The organism is Microbacterium sp. BWT-B31 (assembly GCF_041379855.1).
In the GTDB taxonomy this organism is placed as follows: domain Bacteria; phylum Actinomycetota; class Actinomycetes; order Actinomycetales; family Microbacteriaceae; genus Microbacterium.
Genome location: NZ_JBFECU010000004.1, coordinates 162,476 through 179,712, shown reverse-complemented (window position 1 = coordinate 179,712; position 17,237 = coordinate 162,476). Strand labels below are relative to the sequence as shown.

Sequence of the window (17,237 nt, the reverse complement as noted above, 5' to 3'; positions counted from 1 at the left end):
AGATACAGATGTGTATCTATCGCCAGAGTGTAGACCGATCGGATAAGATACACAAATGAATCTTGAGCAGACCGTGACGAAGCGCCGGCGGGGCAAGGAGCTCGAAGACGCCATCCTGCAGGCGGGGTGGGACCAGGTGCTCGAGGCCGGCTACGGCGGGTTCACGATCGACGCGGTCGCCGAGCGCGCGGGCACCAGTCGCTCGGTGCTGTACCGGCGGTGGGAGAACCGCAACACGCTGCTTGCGGCCGCGCTCGCCTTCGGGCTGAGCACGACACGCGTAACGCCCCCCGACACCGGCTCGCTCCGCGAGGACATGCTCGAGCTGCTGCGGCGGTTCACCCGGGCCCGGGCACGGCTCATCCCGCTCCTGTCGGTGCTGCTGGGGGAGTACTTCGCCGAGACCGGCACGAGCATCCAGGATCTGCGGCGCGACATGTTCGGAACGTCCACGCGCACCGCGGTCGACGACATCCTCGATCGCGCGGTGGCGCGCGGCGAGGCGGACCCCGCGCGCCTGACGCCGCGTGTGCGCGCGGTCGCCGTGGATCTGCTGCGCCACGACCTGCTGGTGAACTTCCGCGCGGTGCCCGAGGGCGACATCGTGGCGATCGTCGACGAGGTGTTCCTGCCGCTCGTACGGCCGCAGGGCGCGTGAGGCGGGGCATCCCGTAGAATCGAATGTCGGCATGCCGACTCGATCGGCTCATCTGCCGGATCCCAGACGAAACGGAACTCCACACTCATGGCATCGACCGCAGACATCAAGAACGGCGTCGTCCTCAGCATCGACGGACAGCTCTGGAGCGTCATCGAGTTCCAGCACGTCAAGCCCGGCAAGGGCGGCGCGTTCGTCCGCACCAAGCTGAAGAACGTCGTGACGGGCAAGGTCGTCGACCGCACGTACAACGCCGGCGCCAAGATCGAGATCGAGAACGTCGACCGCCGCGACTTCACCTACCTGTACAACGACGGCGACAGCTTCGTGTTCATGGACGCGGCCGACTACGACCAGATCAACGTCCCCGCCGCGACCGTCGGCGACGCCGCCAACTTCCTGCTCGAGAACCAGCAGGTCACGATCGCGCTGAACAACGGCAACCCGCTCTACATCGACCTTCCCGCGTCGGTCGTGCTCGAGATCACCTACACCGAGCCGGGGCTGCAGGGCGACCGCTCGTCGGCCGGCACCAAGCCCGCGACCGTCGAGACCGGCTATGAGATCCAGGTGCCGCTGTTCCTCGAGACGGGCACCAAGGTCAAGGTCGACACCCGCACGGGCGACTACCTCGGCCGCGTGAACTGAGCGCGGCAGCAGCCCTCGCATGAGTGCCCGCACGAAGGCGCGAAAACGCGCGCTCGACATCCTCTTCCAAAGCGACGTGCGCGGAGAGGAACTCGCAACCATGCTCGCCGTCGAGGCGAAGCGTGCCGCCAGCGAGCCCGCCCGCGAATCGTCGTGGCTGTACGCGCGCGAGATCGTCGACGGCGTGATCGACAACTCCGACGCGATCGACGAACAGATCACGACCTACGCGAAGGACTGGTCGCTGGCCCGCATGCCCGCGGTCGACCGCGCCCTGCTGCGCATCGGCGCTTGGGAGATCCTCTACAACGACGACGTGCCGACGGCCGTTGCGATCGACGAGGCCGTCGAACTGGCCAAGGAGTTCTCGACAGACGAGTCCAGCGCGTTCGTCCACGGCGTGCTCGCCCGGATCGCGCGCTCGAGCTGACCCGCCGTACGCGGTGTCGGCGGATGCGGCGAAGATGGATCCCGTGATCCCGCCGTCCGTCGCCGCCGCGCACATCCGCGGCCTCGCCGACGCGGGCGCGTACGCGCGCGGTCGGACGTACTTCGAAGCGGATGCCGTGCGCAGCGTCGACTGGGACCCGATCACGTCCGTGCTCGACGCCGTCGTCGCCGGCAGCGGCGCGAACGCGTATCGCTGCCGCGTGCGGCTGGAGCCGCGGCATCCGTCGCACCCCATCGTCAGCACGTCATGCACGTGCCCGATGCAGGCGGACTGCAAGCACGTCGTCGCGGCGCTCCTGGCCGCGAACCGCGTCGCCGAGCGATCGGCCGCGCCCGAGCCCGCGAAGTGGCGCAGCCTGTTCGCCGCGGGGGACCGGGCGGCCCGGGAAACCACCGCCCTCGCGCTGGGCGTCGAACTGCGTCAGCGTGTCCGCCGCAGCGCGTCGCAGTGGACGCCGGCGCGGATCGAGACGGCGACGTCGCGCGGCCTGCACGCGTTCGGCGCCGACGTGCTCGTCGGGCTGCGCCCGCTCGAGCGCAGCGGTCGCACCGCCTCGTGGATCAAGGGGGCGGTCTCGTGGGACGCGGTGCGCCGGCCGACGAACGCCTACGCCCCGGCGCACGCGCGCTGGTTCGCGGAACTGCACAGCATCGCCCGCGACGTGCGCACGTACGGCGCGTTCTCGGACGCGTCGGAATGGCTCACGCTCGACGACATCGAGTCCTCGCTGCTGTGGGGCCACCTGCGGGCGGCGGCCGATCTCGGCATCCCGCTCGTGACGACGAAGCGTCAGCAGACGGTCGAGCTCGCAGGCGAGGCCGAGGTCGCCCTGCGAGTCCAGGAGACCGGCGACGGTCTGTCGCTCACACCGCGCGTCACGATCGACGGCGAGCGAGCGGATGCCGCCACCGCGCGCCCGATCGGGCGGATCGGCGTGTACCGGTTCGAACTGGCGGGCGGCGGCATCCGTCTCACGCTCGCTCCCGCGCGCCTGCCCGAGCCGGTGCGCGCCCTGCTCGCCGCGACCGCGCCCGTCGTCGTGCCCGAGGCGGATGCGCCGGAGTTCCTCGCGGAGCATCTCGCTCGTCTGGTGCGCGAGGTGCCGGTCGAGGCGCCGGGCATCGCCGTGCCCGACCCCGAGCGGCCGGTGCTGGTGGTCGGGGTGGTGTTCCACCCGTCGCACCGGCTGGAGTACGCGCTGTCGTGGCGCTACGGCCGACGGGAGCCCGAGCCGTTCGGCGCGACGTCGGCGCCGTGGCGCGACCCCGCGGCCGAGGCGGCGGTGCGCGCGCGGGTCGAGACCGTTTGGACCGAGGCGAGCGAGCTGCCGTTCACGCCCGATGGCACCCTGTCGGGTCTGGTCGCGGCCGAGTTCGCCGCGCAGCTGCTTCCACGGCTCGAGGCGCTCGACGACGTCGTGATCCAGGTCACAGGGGAGCGGCCGCGCTACCGCGAGCTCACCGGCGACCCGCGCATCGAGATCACCACGGTCGAGTCACCCGACCCCGATTGGTTCGACCTGGGCGTGATCGTGTCGATCGACGGGCGGCAGATCCCGTTCGGCGCACTGTTCACCGCGCTGTCGCGCGGCAGGAAGAAGATGCTTCTCAGCGACGGCGCCTACTTCTCGCTGAAGCATCCGTCCCTCGACCGTCTGCGCGACCTCATCGACGAGGCCGGCGAGATCGACGAGTGGCAGACCGGTCCACGGATCAGCCGATACCAGACCGACCTCTGGGCCGACTTCGAGGACCTCGCCGACCAGGCCGAGCCCGCGGTGTCGTGGCGCACGATCGCCGAGGGACTTCGCGATGCCGACGGCGTGCCCGCTGCGCCGCTGCCGCGTGGACTGCGCGCCGACCTGCGTGCGTACCAGCGCGCCGGGTACGACTGGCTCGCGTTCCTGTGGCATCACCGGCTGGGCGGGATCCTCGCCGACGACATGGGGCTCGGCAAGACGCTGCAGCTGCTCGCACTGATCGCGCACACGCGGGACGAGGGCCAGACGCGGCCGTTCCTCGTGGTGGCGCCGACCTCGGTGCTGTCGACGTGGCGCGCCGAGGCCGCCCGTTTCGCGCCGGGGCTGCGCGTGGCGGTGGTCGACGCGACGAGCGCGAAGCGCGCCGGCGTGCAGGCCGCGGTCGCCGCATCCGCGGACGTGATCGTGACGTCGTACACGCTTCTGCGGCTCGACGAAGCCGAGTTCGCCCGCGTCGAGTGGGCCGGGCTCGTGCTCGACGAGGCGCAGTTCGTCAAGAACGCGCGGACCAAGGCATACCGCGCCGCCCGCGAGCTGCGCGCCGACGTCGTCTACGCGGTCACCGGCACGCCCATAGAGAACAGCCTCTCGGAGCTGTGGGCCCTGCTCTCGCTGACAGCCCCGGGCCTCTTCCCCTCGGCGCGGCGATTCCGCGAGGACTACATCGGGCCGATCGAGAAGGGCAAAGTTCCCGAGAACGCGGAGGGCGGCCAATACCGCGCCCGCCGGCTCGCGCGGCTGCGGCGCCGCATCCGTCCGCTCGTGCTGCGCCGCACGAAACAGCTCGTGGCCGCCGACCTGCCGCCCAAGCAGGAGCAGGAGGTCGCCGTCGAGCTGAGCCCCGCCCACCGCGCGCTGTACGACACGGTGCTGCAGCGCGAGCGGCAGAAGGTGCTGGGGCTGCTGGACGATCTCGACCGCAACCGGTTCATCGTGTTCCGGTCGCTGACGCTGCTGCGCATGCTGAGCCTTGCGCCCGAGCTCATCGACCCCGCCCACGCCCACATCGCGCCGAGCAAGCTGACCGCGCTGTTCGAGCAACTCGACGAGGTGCTCGCCGAGGGGCATCGGGCGCTCGTGTTCAGCCAGTTCACGTCGTTCCTGGCGCTGGTGGCGAGGCGGCTCGACGAGCGCGCAGTCGCGTACGCATACCTCGACGGCACGACACGGGATCGGGATGCCGCCGTCGCGGCATTCCGCGAGGGCGAGGCGCCGGTCTTCCTCATCAGCCTCAAGGCGGGCGGTTTCGGCCTCACGCTGACCGAGGCGGACTACGTGTTCCTGCTCGACCCGTGGTGGAACCCGGCCGCCGAGACCCAGGCGATAGACCGCGCGCATCGCATCGGTCAGCAGCAGACGGTGATGGTGTACCGCCTCATCGCGGCGGGCACGATCGAACAGAAGGTGATGGCGCTGCAGCGACGCAAGGCGCGCCTGTTCCAGGCCGTGATGGACGATGACGCGCTGTTCGGCCAGGCGCTGTCGGCCGACGACATCCGGGGGCTGCTCGAGCGGGACTGAGCCGCCGGCGCGGGTTTTCCACGGCGGTCCGGTCAGGGTCCACGCAGCCCCTCGCCTAGAATCGAGTCTGCGTCGATCGGGAGGATTCCATGCGCATCACGGGCCTCGGCCATGCCGGTATGTTCATCGAGACGGCGGGCGGCAGCATCCTCTGCGACCCGGTGATCGGGCCGACCTTCTTCGGCTCGTGGTTCCCGTTCCCCGACAACCGGGCGCTGGACTGGGCGAAGTACGGCGAGGCCGACTTTCTCTACATCTCGCACCGGCACCGCGACCACTTCGACCCGGCGCTCATGCAGCGGCACGTCCCGAAGAGCATCAAGGTGCTGCTCCCGGAGTACCCGACCGACGACCTCGAGCAGGATCTGCGCGCGCTCGGCTACGACAACATCGTGTACACGCAGGCCGGCGTTCCCCTCGAGTTCGGTGCTCTGAAGATCATGGTCACGCCGCTGCGCGCCCCCAGCGACGGCCCGATCGGAGACTCGTCGCTGTCTGTGGACGACGGCACCGCCAGCATCCTGAATCAGAACGACTCGCACCCGCTCGACCTCGAGAAGCTGATGTCGTTCTCGAAACCTGACGCGTACTTCACGCAGGTGTCGGGGGCGATCTGGTGGCCGATGGTCTACGACCTGCCGCAGGACGCCAAGCAGAACTTCGCGCAGCTCAAGCGCGACGCGCAGAACAAGCGCGCCCTGTACTACATCGAGAAGGTCGACGCCGAGCACGTCTTTCCGATGGCGGGTCCGCCGATGTTCCTGCGAGAGGAGCTGTTCAGGTACAACGGCTACGGGCTCGACAACGACGCGATCTTCACCGATCAGCGCCAGTTCCTCGCGCACATGCGGCAGCACCGACCCGGGCAGAAGGGCTACGAGTTCCTGCCCGGCACCGTCGTCGAGTTGAACGGCGGCGAGCTCTCGGTGACGCAGACGCTGTACTCCGATGCCGAGATCGACCGCATCTTCGACGACAAGTGGTCCTACCTGGCCGAGCAGCGCGACTGCAGGCAGGACGAGATCCGCGCCGAGGAGGCCTCGCGTGCGCCCGTGCTGCCGCCGGATGAGATGCTCGCCGCGATCAAGGAGTGGTGGGAGCCGCTGCTGCGCCGCGCGCGCACCATCCGCAATGGCGTCGGCGGCGTGGTGCGCTTCCGCATCGGCGAACTCGACATGGTCGTGGACTTCCCGAAGGCGAAGGTGCGCGAGTACCAGGGCGACGAGTGCATCTACTGGTACACGATCCCCGCCGACCTCGTCTCGACGAACATCGCCGACCACGAGATCGACTGGTCGAACTCGATCTTCCTGTCGATGCAGTTCGAAGTGGGCCGCAGCGGCAAGTTCAACGAGTTCCTCACCACGTTCCTCAAGTGCCTCTCGCGCGACCGGATCGAGTACGTCGAGAACTGGTACGCCGAGCAGACCGACCAGACCGAGGACGCGCAGATCGGCGACTGGACGGTGCAGCGGCGCTGCCCGCACCTGCGCGCCGACCTCACCAAGACCGGCAAGATCGAAGACGGCGTGCTCACCTGCTCGCTGCACGACTGGAAGTGGGACCTCGCCAGCGGCCGGTGCCTCACCAGCCAGGGGCACCCGATCCGCGCGAGCCAGTCCGAGGGCCAGACCGCTCCCGCCTCTGCGGCGCCCGCCGCCTGACGCGCCTGTCTACCCAGTGGTGCCACGCCCCGCATCACGGGGCGTCAAGACGATGATGTGAGCCCTCTGCCGGCGTCCCGTCGGCGGATGCCCGCGCGTCACGCGCGGCGCCGTGCCAGTCGACCGGCGACGATGCCGGTCAGCGGGCCCAGGACGATCAGCGCCGCCCACGTCCATCGCGCCGCGTAGGCGTCGACGGCGAAAGCGATCGGCACGGAGATCAGGAAGACCACGGGCGACACGAGCGAACCGGCGATGTAGACGGCGTTCTCGGCGCGCGTCATGGGCGTGCGCTCGAGCCCGCGCGCCCGCGCGACCTGCATCACGGCGAGCTGCAGGATCGCCACCAGCGCGATGTTCATCGCGTACAGCGCGGTGGGCAGCGCGAGATCCCACGAGTCGGGATCGCTCACGCCCTGCGTCGTGAAGGCGATGAGGATGACGAGGGCCGTCGTGACGAGGTTCACGAACGTCGTCACGCCGTCCATGCCCGTCAGGCGCCGAACGAGCCGGACGTTCACGCGCCAGAACACCGCGATGACGGCGAAGCTGAGAGCGAAGCCGAGGACCTGTGTCGGCAGCCCCGACGCCTCGAGCGTCGCGAGGCTGCGCCAGGCGTCCGCAGGCGGCGCGTCGACGTTCGAGATGAGGAGCGTCGCGGCGAATCCGTACACGGCGTCGAAGAACGAGACCTCGCGTCCGAACTCGAAGGAATGGCGCGACATGAACGACGGCGACGCCGGTCGGTGGGCCGCGCCTGCGGTCTCCGCGTCCGCTGAGGTCATGCGCCCAGCGTGACAGCTGTGCGGCGCGCGAGCCGGAGGCGCACCGCTCACGCCGACGGAGCGCACCCGGTCGGGTAGAGTGGTCACGCAACAGCAACCTTTAACCCCGTCCTGTGAGGCGGAGAAGGGAGCGGCGGATGAGCACGCGCATCGTGCTGCACGAGGCCGACATCGCCCGGGCCCTGACTCGGATCTCGCACGAGATCCTCGAGTCCAACAAGGGCCCCGAAGGGCTCGTCCTCCTGGGCATCCCCACTCGGGGCGTCACCCTCGCCGAGCGCATCGGCTCGCTCGTGAGCGAGTTCGGCGGCGCATCCGTCCCCGTCGGCGCGCTGGACGTGACGATGTACCGCGACGACCTGCACCGCAATCCCACGCGCACGCCGCACCCGACGCAGATCCCCGCCGGCGGGATCGACGGCAAGGTGGTCGTGCTCGTCGACGACGTGCTGTTCTCGGGGCGGAGCATCCGTGCCGCCCTCGACGCCCTGCAGGGCATCGGGCGCCCCGCCGCCGTGCGTCTGGCGACCCTGGTCGACCGCGGGCACCGGGAGCTGCCGATCCGGCCGGACTTCGTCGGCAAGAACCTGCCGAGCGCGCGCGAGGAGCGTGTGTTCGTGCGCCTGGCCGAGACCGACGGCGAAGAGTTCGTCTCGATCGAGGGGCGGTGAGCGCGTGAGGCACCTGCTCGACACCAAGACGCTCACCAAGGCCGACGCCGTGCGCATTCTCGACGTCGCCGAGGACATGGCCCAGACCCAGCAGCGCGAGGTCAAGAAGCTGCCGACGCTGCGCGGCAAGACCGTCGTGAACCTCTTCTTCGAGGACTCCACGCGCACGCGCATCTCGTTCGAGGCGGCCGCCAAGCGACTCTCGGCCGACGTCATCAACTTCTCGGCCAAGGGCTCGAGCGTGTCCAAGGGCGAATCGCTGCAGGACACCGCGCAGACCCTGCAGGCCATGGGGGCCGATGCCGTCGTCATCCGTCACGGCGCCTCCGGCGCCCCGCGCACGCTCGCCACGAGCGGCTGGATCACCGCCGGTGTCGTGAACGCGGGCGACGGCACCCACGAGCACCCGACGCAGGCCCTGCTCGACGCGTACACGATCCGCAAGCGCCGTTTCGGGCCTGACAGTCGCGGGCGCGACCTCGCGGGACTTGCCGTGACGATCGTCGGCGACGTTCTGCACTCCCGCGTCGCCCGCTCGAACGTGTGGCTGCTGACGACGCTGGGCGCGTCGGTGACGCTGGTGGCGCCCCCGACGCTGGTGCCGCAGGATGTCTCGGCCTGGCCCGTGCGTGTGCTCTACGACCTCGACCAGGCCGTCGCGGAAGGGCCCGACGCGCTCATGATGCTGCGCATCCAGCTGGAGCGCATGAACGCGGCATATTTCCCCACTGAACGGGAGTATTCCCGACGCTGGGGGCTCGACCCGACACGGCTTGCGACGCTGCCGGGCGATAGCATGGTGATGCACCCCGGTCCCATGAACCGCGGGCTCGAGATCTCTGCCGCCGCCGCCGATTCGCCTCGGTCGACCGTGCTCGACCAGGTGGCGAACGGCGTCTCGGTGCGGATGGCGGTGCTGTACCTGCTCCTGGCTGGGGAGCGCGACGACGATGGGAGAACCGAGTGAGTGAGGTGCTCCTGTTCCGCGGCGCATCGCTGGAGGGCGGCGGCGCGATCGACCTGCTCGTGGAAGACGGCGTGATCGCCGAGTCGGGCTCCGCGGTGAGCCGCGCCGGTGCGACCGTCGTCGACGTGGCGGGTCTGGTGGTGCTGCCGGGCCTGGTCGACCTGCACACGCATCTGCGCGAGCCCGGGTACGAGGCATCCGAGACGATCCTGACGGGATCGCGCGCTGCTGCCGTCGGCGGCTACAGCGCCGTCTTCGCGATGCCCAACACCTCGCCGGTGGCCGACACCGCGGGCGTCGTCGAACAGGAGCTCGCACTCGGCGAGGCCGCCGGGTTCGTCACCGTGCAGCCGATCGGCGCGGTCACCGTGGGGCAGAAGGGCGAGCGCCTCGCCGAGCTCGGCGCGATGGCCGACTCGCGGGCGCGCGTGCGCGTGTTCAGCGACGACGGCTTCTGCGTGTGGGATCCGCTCATCATGCGGCGCGCGCTCGAGTACGTGAAGGCCTTCGACGGGGTGATCGCGCAGCATGCGCAGGACCCGCGTCTGACCGAGGGCGCCCAGATGAACGAGGGCGTCGTCTCGGCCGAGCTCGGGCTCGCCGGCTGGCCCGCTGTCGCCGAGGAGTCGATCATCGCGCGCGACGTGCTCCTGGCCGAGCACGTCGGCTCGCGCCTGCACGTGTGCCACCTGTCGACGGCCGGCTCGGTCGAGATCATCCGGTGGGCCAAGCGCCGGGGCGTGGATGTCACGGCCGAGGTGACCCCGCACCATCTGCTGCTCACCGACGAGCTGGCGCGCGGCTACGACGCGCGCTTCAAGGTCAACCCGCCGCTCAGACGCGAAGAGGACGTGCTCGCCGTGCGCGAGGGCCTCGCCGACGGCACCATCGACATCGTCGCGACCGACCATGCCCCGCACCCCGCCGAGGTGAAGTCGTGCGAGTGGCAGGCGGCGGCCAACGGCATGGTGGGCCTGGAGAGCGCGCTGCGGGTGGTGCAGCTCGCGATGGTCGACACCGGGCTCATCACGTGGGCCGACGTCGCGCGCGTCATGAGCCGAGGGCCCGCGCGCATCGGGCGGCTCGTCGGCCACGGCACGCCGCTCACCGAGGGTCACCCCGCGTCCCTCACGTTCTACGATCCGCACCCCGTGCGCGCCTTCTCGACCGCCGACCTGCGCGGCCGCAGCGTGAACTCGCCCTACCTCGGGCGGGAGCTTCCCGGTGAGGTGCGCTGGACGCTGCACGCGGGCATCCCCACCGTCGTCGACGGCGAACTGCTGGATGCCCCGGGGGTGCGCGCATGACCCGCGAGGGCGCCCTCGTCGTGACGATCGCCGTGGTCCTGGTGCTCTTCGGGGCGCTCGCGTGGGCGTGGATGCGCCGCAGGCGCCGCGACGGCGGCCTTCGCGCGCCGTTCGGCGAGCCGCCCGCCGGCGCGCACGCTCGCGACGTGTTCCCGTCGCTGTACGTGGCCACCACGCGCCACGACGAGCCGCTGGAGCGCCTCGCGATCGCCGGCCTCGCCTTCCGCTCGCGCGCCGACGTCACGGTCACCGATGGGGGAGTGGTGCTCGACCTGGCCGGTCAGCCCCGCATGTACCTTCCCGCCGGGCGGATCGCCGCCGTCGCGCAGTCCACGGTCGCCATCGACCGTGTGGTCGAGAAGGACGGCCTCGTGCGATTGACCTGGCGCCTGGACGACGGCGCGCTCGCCGACACCTATCTTCGGCCGCAGGACTCCTCGGCCCGCGCTCTGGCCGACTCGATCGGCGCACTCACCACGACAGGAACCGACGCATGACCTCGCTGTTCACGACCGATCCCGCGATCCTCGTCCTCGAGGACGGCAGTCGCCACGTCGGCCGCGCCTACGGGGCGCGCGGCACGACGCTCGGTGAAGTGGTCTTCGCCACGGGCATGACCGGCTACCAGGAGACCCTCACAGATCCGTCCTACGCCGGGCAGATCGTGCTGCAGACCGCGCCCCACATCGGCAACACCGGCATGAACGACGAGGACCCGGAGTCCCGTCGCATCTGGGTGTCGGGCTACATCGTGCGCGACCCCTCGCGGGTGGTGTCGAACTGGCGTGCCGACGAGTCGCTCGACGACGCGCTCGAGCGCGACGGTGTCGTGGGCATCAGCGGCATCGACACGCGCGCGGTGACGCGGCACATCCGGTCGGCGGGCAGCATGCGCGGCGCGATCTTCTCGGGGGATGCCGCCGCCATCGACCCCGAGGAGCAGCTGCGCCTCGTGCGCGAGGCGCCGCAGATGGCCGGGCAGAACCTGTCCGCCGAGGTGTCGGTCGCAACCGCCGAGGTGACCCCCGCGCGCGGTGAGCGGCTCGGCAGCCTCGCCGTCCTCGACCTCGGCGTCAAGCAGGCCACGGTGAACAACCTGGCCGAACGCGGCTTCGAGGTGCACGTCCTGCCGCAGAGCGCCACGATCGACGACATCCGCGCGATCGACCCGGTCGCGGTGTTCTACTCGAACGGACCGGGCGACCCCGCAGCCTCCGATCAGCACGTCGACCTGCTGCGCGGAGTGCTCGATGACGGGCTGCCCTTCTTCGGCATCTGCTTCGGCAACCAGCTGCTCGGCCGCGCGCTCGGCCTCGGCACGTACAAGCTCCCCTTCGGCCACCGCGGCATCAACCAGCCCGTGCTCGACAAGGCGACCGGCCGCGTCGAGATCACCGCCCACAACCACGGCTTCGCGGTCGACGCGCCCGTCGAGGGCGAGTTCGACAGCCCCAACGGCTACGGTCGCGTCGAGGTCTCGCACGTGGGACTCAACGACCAGGTCGTCGAGGGCCTGCGCGCGCTCGAGATCCCCGCCTTCTCGGTGCAGTACCACCCCGAGGCCGCCGCCGGCCCGCACGACGCCAACTACCTGTTCGACCGCTTCCGCGACCTGGTCGTCGCCGATCTCGATACACGCCGTTCCCGCGCACTCGATCACCGGGAGGGTGACAAGTAATGCCTAAGCGCGACGACATCAACTCCGTCCTCGTCATCGGATCCGGCCCCATCGTCATCGGCCAGGCGTGCGAGTTCGACTACTCGGGCACGCAGGCCTGCCGCGTGCTGCGCGCCGAAGGCGTGCGGGTCATCCTCGTCAACTCGAACCCGGCGACGATCATGACCGACCCCGACTTCGCCGACGCAACCTACATCGAGCCGATCACGCCCGCCGTCATCGAGTCGATCATCGCGAAGGAGAAGCCCGACGCGATCCTGCCGACCCTCGGCGGCCAGACGGCGCTCAACGCCGCGATGGCGCTGCACGCGCAGGGCATCCTCGACAAGTACGGTGTCGAGCTGATCGGGGCGAAGGTCGACGCGATCCAGAAGGGCGAGGACCGTCAGATCTTCAAGCAGCTCGTGCTGGACGCGGGGGCCGATGTCGCGGCATCCGTCATCTGCCACACGATGGACGACCTGCTCGCCGGCGCCGAGAAGCTCGGCTACCCGCTCGTCGTGCGCCCGTCGTTCACGATGGGCGGCCTCGGCTCGGGCTTCGCGTACGACGAGGCTGACCTGCGCCGCATCGGCGGCGCCGGCCTGCACGACTCGCCGACGAACGAGGTGCTGCTGGAGGAGTCGATCCTCGGGTGGAAGGAGTACGAGCTCGAGCTCATGCGCGACACGGCCGACAACACGGTCGTCGTGTGCTCGATCGAGAACGTCGACCCGGTCGGCGTGCACACCGGCGACTCGATCACGGTCGCCCCCGCGCTCACCCTCACCGACCGCGAGTACCAGAAGCTGCGCGACATCGGCATCGACATCATCCGCGCGGTGGGTGTGGACACCGGCGGCTGCAACATCCAGTTCGCCGTCGACCCCGCGACCGGCCGGGTCATCGTGATCGAGATGAACCCGCGCGTGTCGCGCTCGTCGGCGCTCGCGTCGAAGGCCACGGGCTTCCCGATCGCGAAGATCGCCGCCAAGCTCGCGATCGGCTACCGCCTCGACGAGATCCCGAACGACATCACCAAGGTGACGCCGGCGAGCTTCGAGCCGACGCTGGACTACGTCGTCGTCAAGGTGCCGCGCTTCAACTTCGAGAAGTTCCCGGCCGCCGACACGACGCTCACCACGACCATGAAGTCGGTCGGCGAGGCGATGGCGATCGGCCGCAACTACGCCACGGCCCTGCAGAAGGCGCTGCGCTCGCTCGAGAAGCGCGGGTCGAGCTTCCACTGGGGTTCCGAGGAGCGCAGCGCCTCGGAGCTGCTCGAGATCGCGAAGACCCCGACCGACGGGCGCATCGTCGTGCTGCAGCAGGCGATGCGCAAGGGCGCGACGATCGAGCAGGCTTTCGAGGCCACGAAGATCGATCCGTGGTTCCTCGACCAGATCGCCCTGATCAACGAGGTGGCCGAGTTCGTGGCGAACGCGGGCGAGCTGGATGCCGCGACCCTGCGCATCGCGAAGGAGCACGGCTTCAGCGACGCGCAGATCGGCGAGCTGCGCGGGGACTCCGAGGCCGATGTGCGCGGCATCCGTCACGCGCTGGACGTGCGCCCGGTGTTCAAGACCGTCGACACGTGCGCGGGCGAGTTCCCGGCGCTCACGCCGTACCACTACTCGAGCTACGACAGCGAGACCGAGGTCGCGCCGTCGGAGCGCACGAAGGTCGTCATCATCGGGTCGGGACCCAATCGCATCGGTCAGGGCGTCGAGTTCGACTACTCGTGCGTACACGCGTCGTTCGCGCTGTCGGACGCCGGGTTCGAGACCGTGATGGTCAACTGCAACCCCGAGACGGTGTCGACCGACTACGACACGAGCGATCGCCTGTACTTCGAGCCGCTCACCCTCGAGGACGTGCTCGAGGTGCTGCACGCCGAGTCGCGCTCGGGCGAGATCCTCGGCGTCATCTGCCAGCTGGGCGGTCAGACGCCGCTCGGGCTCGCCAAGGGCATCCAGGACGCGGGCTACCGCATCCTCGGCACGAGCCCCGAGGCGATCGACCTCGCCGAGGAGCGCGAGCTGTTCTCGCGCCTGCTCGACCGCGCCGGCCTCGTCGCTCCGCGCAGCGGCACGGCGATCGACGTCGACGGCGCGGTCACGGTCGCCGAGGAGATCGGCTACCCGGTGCTCGTGCGGCCGAGCTTCGTGCTCGGCGGCCGCGGCATGGAGATCGTCTACTCGACCGACGCCTTGCGCGACTATTTCGTGCGCATCGCCGATCAGGCGATCATCGGCCCGGGCCTGCCGCTGCTGGTCGACCGCTTCCTCGACGACGCGATCGAGATCGATGTCGACGCGCTGTACGACGGCGAGGAGCTGTACGTCGGCGGCGTCATGGAGCACCTCGAAGAGGCCGGCATCCACTCCGGCGACTCGAGCTGCGCGCTGCCGCCGATGTCGCTCGGGCGCAGCGACATCGACCGCGTGCGCGAGGCGACGCGCGCGATCGCCGCAGGCGTGGGGGTGCGCGGGCTCATCAACGTGCAGTTCGCGATCAGCGCGGGCGTGCTCTACGTCATCGAGGCCAACCCTCGGGCCAGCCGCACCGTGCCGTTCGTGTCCAAGGCGCTCGGCATCCCGCTCGCGAAAGCGGCCGCGCGCATCATGACGGGCGCCACGATCGCCGAGCTCAAGGCCGAGGGGCTGCTGCCCGCCATCGACGGCTCGCGCGTACCGTTCGGCGCGCCGGTCGCCGTCAAGGAGGCCGTGCTGCCGTTCAAGCGCTTCCGCACCGCCGAGGGGCACACCGTCGACTCCGTGCTCGGCCCCGAGATGCGTTCGACGGGCGAGGTGATGGGCATCGACCGCGACTTCCCGACGGCGTTCGCCAAGAGTCAGGAGGCCGCCTACGGCGGCATGCCGCTGAAGGGGACGGTGTTCATCTCGGTCGCCGACAGCGACAAGCGCGCCGTCATCCTGCCGGCTCACCGCCTGCAGCAGCTCGGCTTCACTCTGGTCGCGACCGAGGGCACGGCCGAGATCCTCGGCCGCAACGGCATCGCGGTGACCGTGGTGAACAAGTACAGCCAGACGCAGACCAGCGGCCAGACCAACATCGTCGACCTCATCAACGCCGGCGAGATCGACATCGTGGTGAACACGCCCTCGGGCGGCGTCGCACGCGCCGACGGGTACGAGATCCGCGCCGCGGCGGTCGCCGCCGACAAGGCGCTGTTCACCACGATGGCCGTGCTCGGGGCGGCCGTCAGCGCGATGGACGCCCAGCAGGACGGCTTCGACGTGAAGAGCCTGCAGGAGTACGCCGCCGACCGGCTGGCGGTGCGCGCGTGACGGCGGGGTTCGGGTTCGGCGCGCGGCTGCGCGCCGCGCTGGATGCGTACGGCCCGCTGTGCGTGGGCATCGACCCGCACGTGTCGCTCCTGGAGGAGTGGGGGCTGGATGCCTCGGCCTCCGGCACGCGTGAGTTCGGTCTGCACGTGGTCGAGGCCGCCGCTGGCCGCGTCGGGTTCGTCAAGCCCCAGGTGGCGTTCTTCGAGCGCTTCGGCTCGGCGGGCTTCGCGGCGCTCGAGGACGTGCTGCGCGCCGCCCGCGCGGCGGGACTGGTCGTGATCGCCGACGCCAAGCGCGGCGACATCGGCTCGACGATGGACGGCTACGCGGCCGCGTGGCTCGCCGAGGGCGCGCCACTCGAGGCCGATGCCGTCACGCTCAGCCCCTACCTCGGCCCCGACTCGCTGCGCGACACGCTCACCTTCGCGGTGCGCGCCGGCAAGGGCGCGTTCGTGCTGGCAGCGACGAGCAACCCCGAGGCGTTCGCACTGCAGAGCGCGCGCACGGTCGACGTCGCGGCGACCGACGACCAGTCCGTCGCCGAGCGTGTCGCGCGCGACGTCGGGTGGATCAACGGCTCTGCGGCCTTCTCGGGCTCGCTGGGCCCCATCGGCCTCGTGGTCGGCGCGACGGTCGACCGCTCCGCGGTGGGCCTCAGCGACGAGGCGCTCACAGGCGCGCCGCTTCTCGTTCCGGGCTTCGGAGCGCAGGGCGCGTCGCCGAGCGAGATCATGGCGCTGTTCGGCGCGCTGACGCCGAACGTGGTCGCCAGCGAGAGCCGCAGCATCCTGTCCGCGGGCCCCGCCGGGCTCGTCGCGCGCATCGCGGAGCACGCCGCACTGTACGCGGAGGCTATCGATGGCTGACCGGCAGAGCCCTCCCGAGGTCGACCGGGTCGCGGCATCGCGCCGCGCGGTCGCCGCCCGCCGCGAGCGCGCCTCGCTCAAACGCGACGTCTCGACCCGCGTCATCTCGCCGCAGGAGCTCCTGCGGCGCGCCCTCGCCGAGCCCGCGTCGGCGGCCGGCGCGATGCGCGTCACGGAATTCCTCACGAGCATCCCCGCCATCGGCGAGGGCAAGCGCGATCGCATCCTCGCCGACCTCGGCATCTCGCCGGTGAAGCGGCTGGCCGGGCTCGGCGCGCGTCAACGCGTGGCACTGCAGGAGTTCCTCGACCGGCGCTGGCCCGAGATCGCCCCGCGAGCCAGCCGCAGCAGGCTCGTGGTGCTGGCCGGCCCCACAGCGGTCGGCAAGGGCACCGTCGCGGCGCACATCAAGCAGCGGCATCCCGAGATCCACCTGTCGGTGTCGGCGACCACGCGTCAGCCGCGCCCGGGCGAGATCGACGGCGTGCACTACTTCTTCGTCGACGACGCGCAGTTCGACCGGCTCATCGATTCGGGGGCGCTCCTCGAGCACGCCACCGTGCACAACCGCCACCGCTACGGCACGCCGCGCGAGCCGATCGACCGGGCGCTTTCCGAGGGCAAGACGGTGCTGCTCGAGATCGATCTGCAGGGGGCGCGCCAGGTGCGAGCCGCCGAGCCGGCCGCGACGCTCGTGTTCCTGCTGCCGCCGAGCTGGGACGAACTCGTGCAGCGCCTCGTCGGGCGCGGCACCGAGGGCGAGGAGGAGCGCGCGCGGCGGCTTCGCACGGCCCGCGTCGAACTGTCGGCGCAGGGCGAGTTCGACTACCGCGTCGTCAACGACGAGGTCGATCGGGCCGCCGACGAGGTCGTGTCGCTCGCGCGCTGACGCGGTCCGACGCCCGGGCCGGGTCGCGTCCGGCGGTTCCCGAGCAAGCTCGGGTAGAATGACAGGATGCCTCGGCACGCCGG

14 protein-coding genes are annotated in these 17,237 nt (G+C 70.6%); 13 read left to right on the top strand and 1 reads right to left on the bottom strand.

The features are described 5' to 3' along the window. The first annotated feature begins 55 nt into the window (after positions 1-55). From AB1K54_RS06750 to AB1K54_RS06730, 5 genes are all read left to right on the top strand, one after another. Positions 56-658 carry a TetR/AcrR family transcriptional regulator gene (locus tag AB1K54_RS06750; RefSeq protein WP_371201967.1) on the top strand — a complete coding sequence of 201 codons (603 nt, stop codon included), beginning with the start codon at positions 56-58 and terminating at the stop codon, positions 656-658. 87 nt (positions 659-745) lie between these two features. Continuing rightward, on the top strand, positions 746-1,306 hold the full coding sequence (gene efp, locus AB1K54_RS06745; RefSeq protein WP_371201966.1) for an elongation factor P: 561 nt from the start codon (positions 746-748) through the stop codon (positions 1,304-1,306). 19 nt (positions 1,307-1,325) lie between these two features. Then, positions 1,326-1,736 carry a transcription antitermination factor NusB gene (nusB, locus tag AB1K54_RS06740; RefSeq protein WP_371201965.1) on the top strand — a complete coding sequence of 137 codons (411 nt, stop codon included), beginning with the start codon at positions 1,326-1,328 and terminating at the stop codon, positions 1,734-1,736. Between the two features lie 34 nt (positions 1,737-1,770). Continuing rightward, on the top strand, positions 1,771-5,037 hold the full coding sequence (locus AB1K54_RS06735) for an SNF2-related protein (protein ID WP_371201964.1): 3,267 nt from the start codon (positions 1,771-1,773) through the stop codon (positions 5,035-5,037). A gap of 89 nt (positions 5,038-5,126) precedes the next feature. Next, positions 5,127-6,701, top strand: coding sequence for a Rieske 2Fe-2S domain-containing protein (locus tag AB1K54_RS06730; protein WP_371201963.1), 1,575 nt, complete (start codon positions 5,127-5,129; stop codon positions 6,699-6,701). A gap of 98 nt (positions 6,702-6,799) precedes the next feature. Here AB1K54_RS06730 and AB1K54_RS06725 read toward each other — a convergent pair whose 3' ends face one another. Then, positions 6,800-7,486, bottom strand: a complete 687-nt coding sequence (locus AB1K54_RS06725) for a TMEM175 family protein (RefSeq protein WP_371201962.1) — start codon at positions 7,484-7,486, stop codon at positions 6,800-6,802. 137 nt (positions 7,487-7,623) lie between these two features. Here AB1K54_RS06725 and pyrR point away from each other — a divergent pair, with 137 nt between their 5' ends. Genes pyrR through gmk form a run of 8 tightly spaced genes read left to right on the top strand, consistent with a single transcriptional unit; the run spans position 7,624 to position 17,154 of the window. Continuing rightward, complete coding sequence (pyrR, locus tag AB1K54_RS06720; protein ID WP_371201961.1) at positions 7,624-8,157, top strand: bifunctional pyr operon transcriptional regulator/uracil phosphoribosyltransferase PyrR; 534 nt, start codon at positions 7,624-7,626, stop codon at positions 8,155-8,157. 4 nt (positions 8,158-8,161) lie between these two features. Next, on the top strand, positions 8,162-9,124 hold the full coding sequence (locus tag AB1K54_RS06715) for an aspartate carbamoyltransferase catalytic subunit (protein WP_371201960.1): 963 nt from the start codon (positions 8,162-8,164) through the stop codon (positions 9,122-9,124). After that, positions 9,121-10,431 carry a dihydroorotase gene (locus AB1K54_RS06710; protein WP_371201959.1) on the top strand — a complete coding sequence of 437 codons (1,311 nt, stop codon included), beginning with the start codon at positions 9,121-9,123 and terminating at the stop codon, positions 10,429-10,431. Before AB1K54_RS06715 ends, AB1K54_RS06710 begins: the two co-directional genes overlap by 4 nt. Continuing rightward, on the top strand, positions 10,428-10,928 hold the full coding sequence (locus tag AB1K54_RS06705) for a hypothetical protein (protein WP_371201958.1): 501 nt from the start codon (positions 10,428-10,430) through the stop codon (positions 10,926-10,928). Before AB1K54_RS06710 ends, AB1K54_RS06705 begins: the two co-directional genes overlap by 4 nt. Then, complete coding sequence (carA, locus tag AB1K54_RS06700) at positions 10,925-12,109, top strand: glutamine-hydrolyzing carbamoyl-phosphate synthase small subunit (protein WP_371201957.1); 1,185 nt, start codon at positions 10,925-10,927, stop codon at positions 12,107-12,109. The genes AB1K54_RS06705 and carA overlap by 4 nt, the downstream gene beginning before the upstream one ends. Further along, positions 12,109-15,399, top strand: coding sequence for a carbamoyl-phosphate synthase large subunit (gene carB, locus AB1K54_RS06695; RefSeq protein ID WP_371201956.1), 3,291 nt, complete (start codon positions 12,109-12,111; stop codon positions 15,397-15,399). Before carA ends, carB begins: the two co-directional genes overlap by 1 nt. After that, positions 15,396-16,265 carry an orotidine-5'-phosphate decarboxylase gene (gene pyrF / locus AB1K54_RS06690; protein WP_371201955.1) on the top strand — a complete coding sequence of 290 codons (870 nt, stop codon included), beginning with the start codon at positions 15,396-15,398 and terminating at the stop codon, positions 16,263-16,265. The genes carB and pyrF overlap by 4 nt, the downstream gene beginning before the upstream one ends. Beyond that, a complete protein-coding gene (gene gmk, locus AB1K54_RS06685; protein ID WP_371201954.1) occupies positions 16,258-17,154 on the top strand; it encodes a guanylate kinase in 897 nt (298 codons plus the stop codon). The genes pyrF and gmk overlap by 8 nt, the downstream gene beginning before the upstream one ends. Positions 17,155-17,237: the final 83 nt, after the last annotated feature.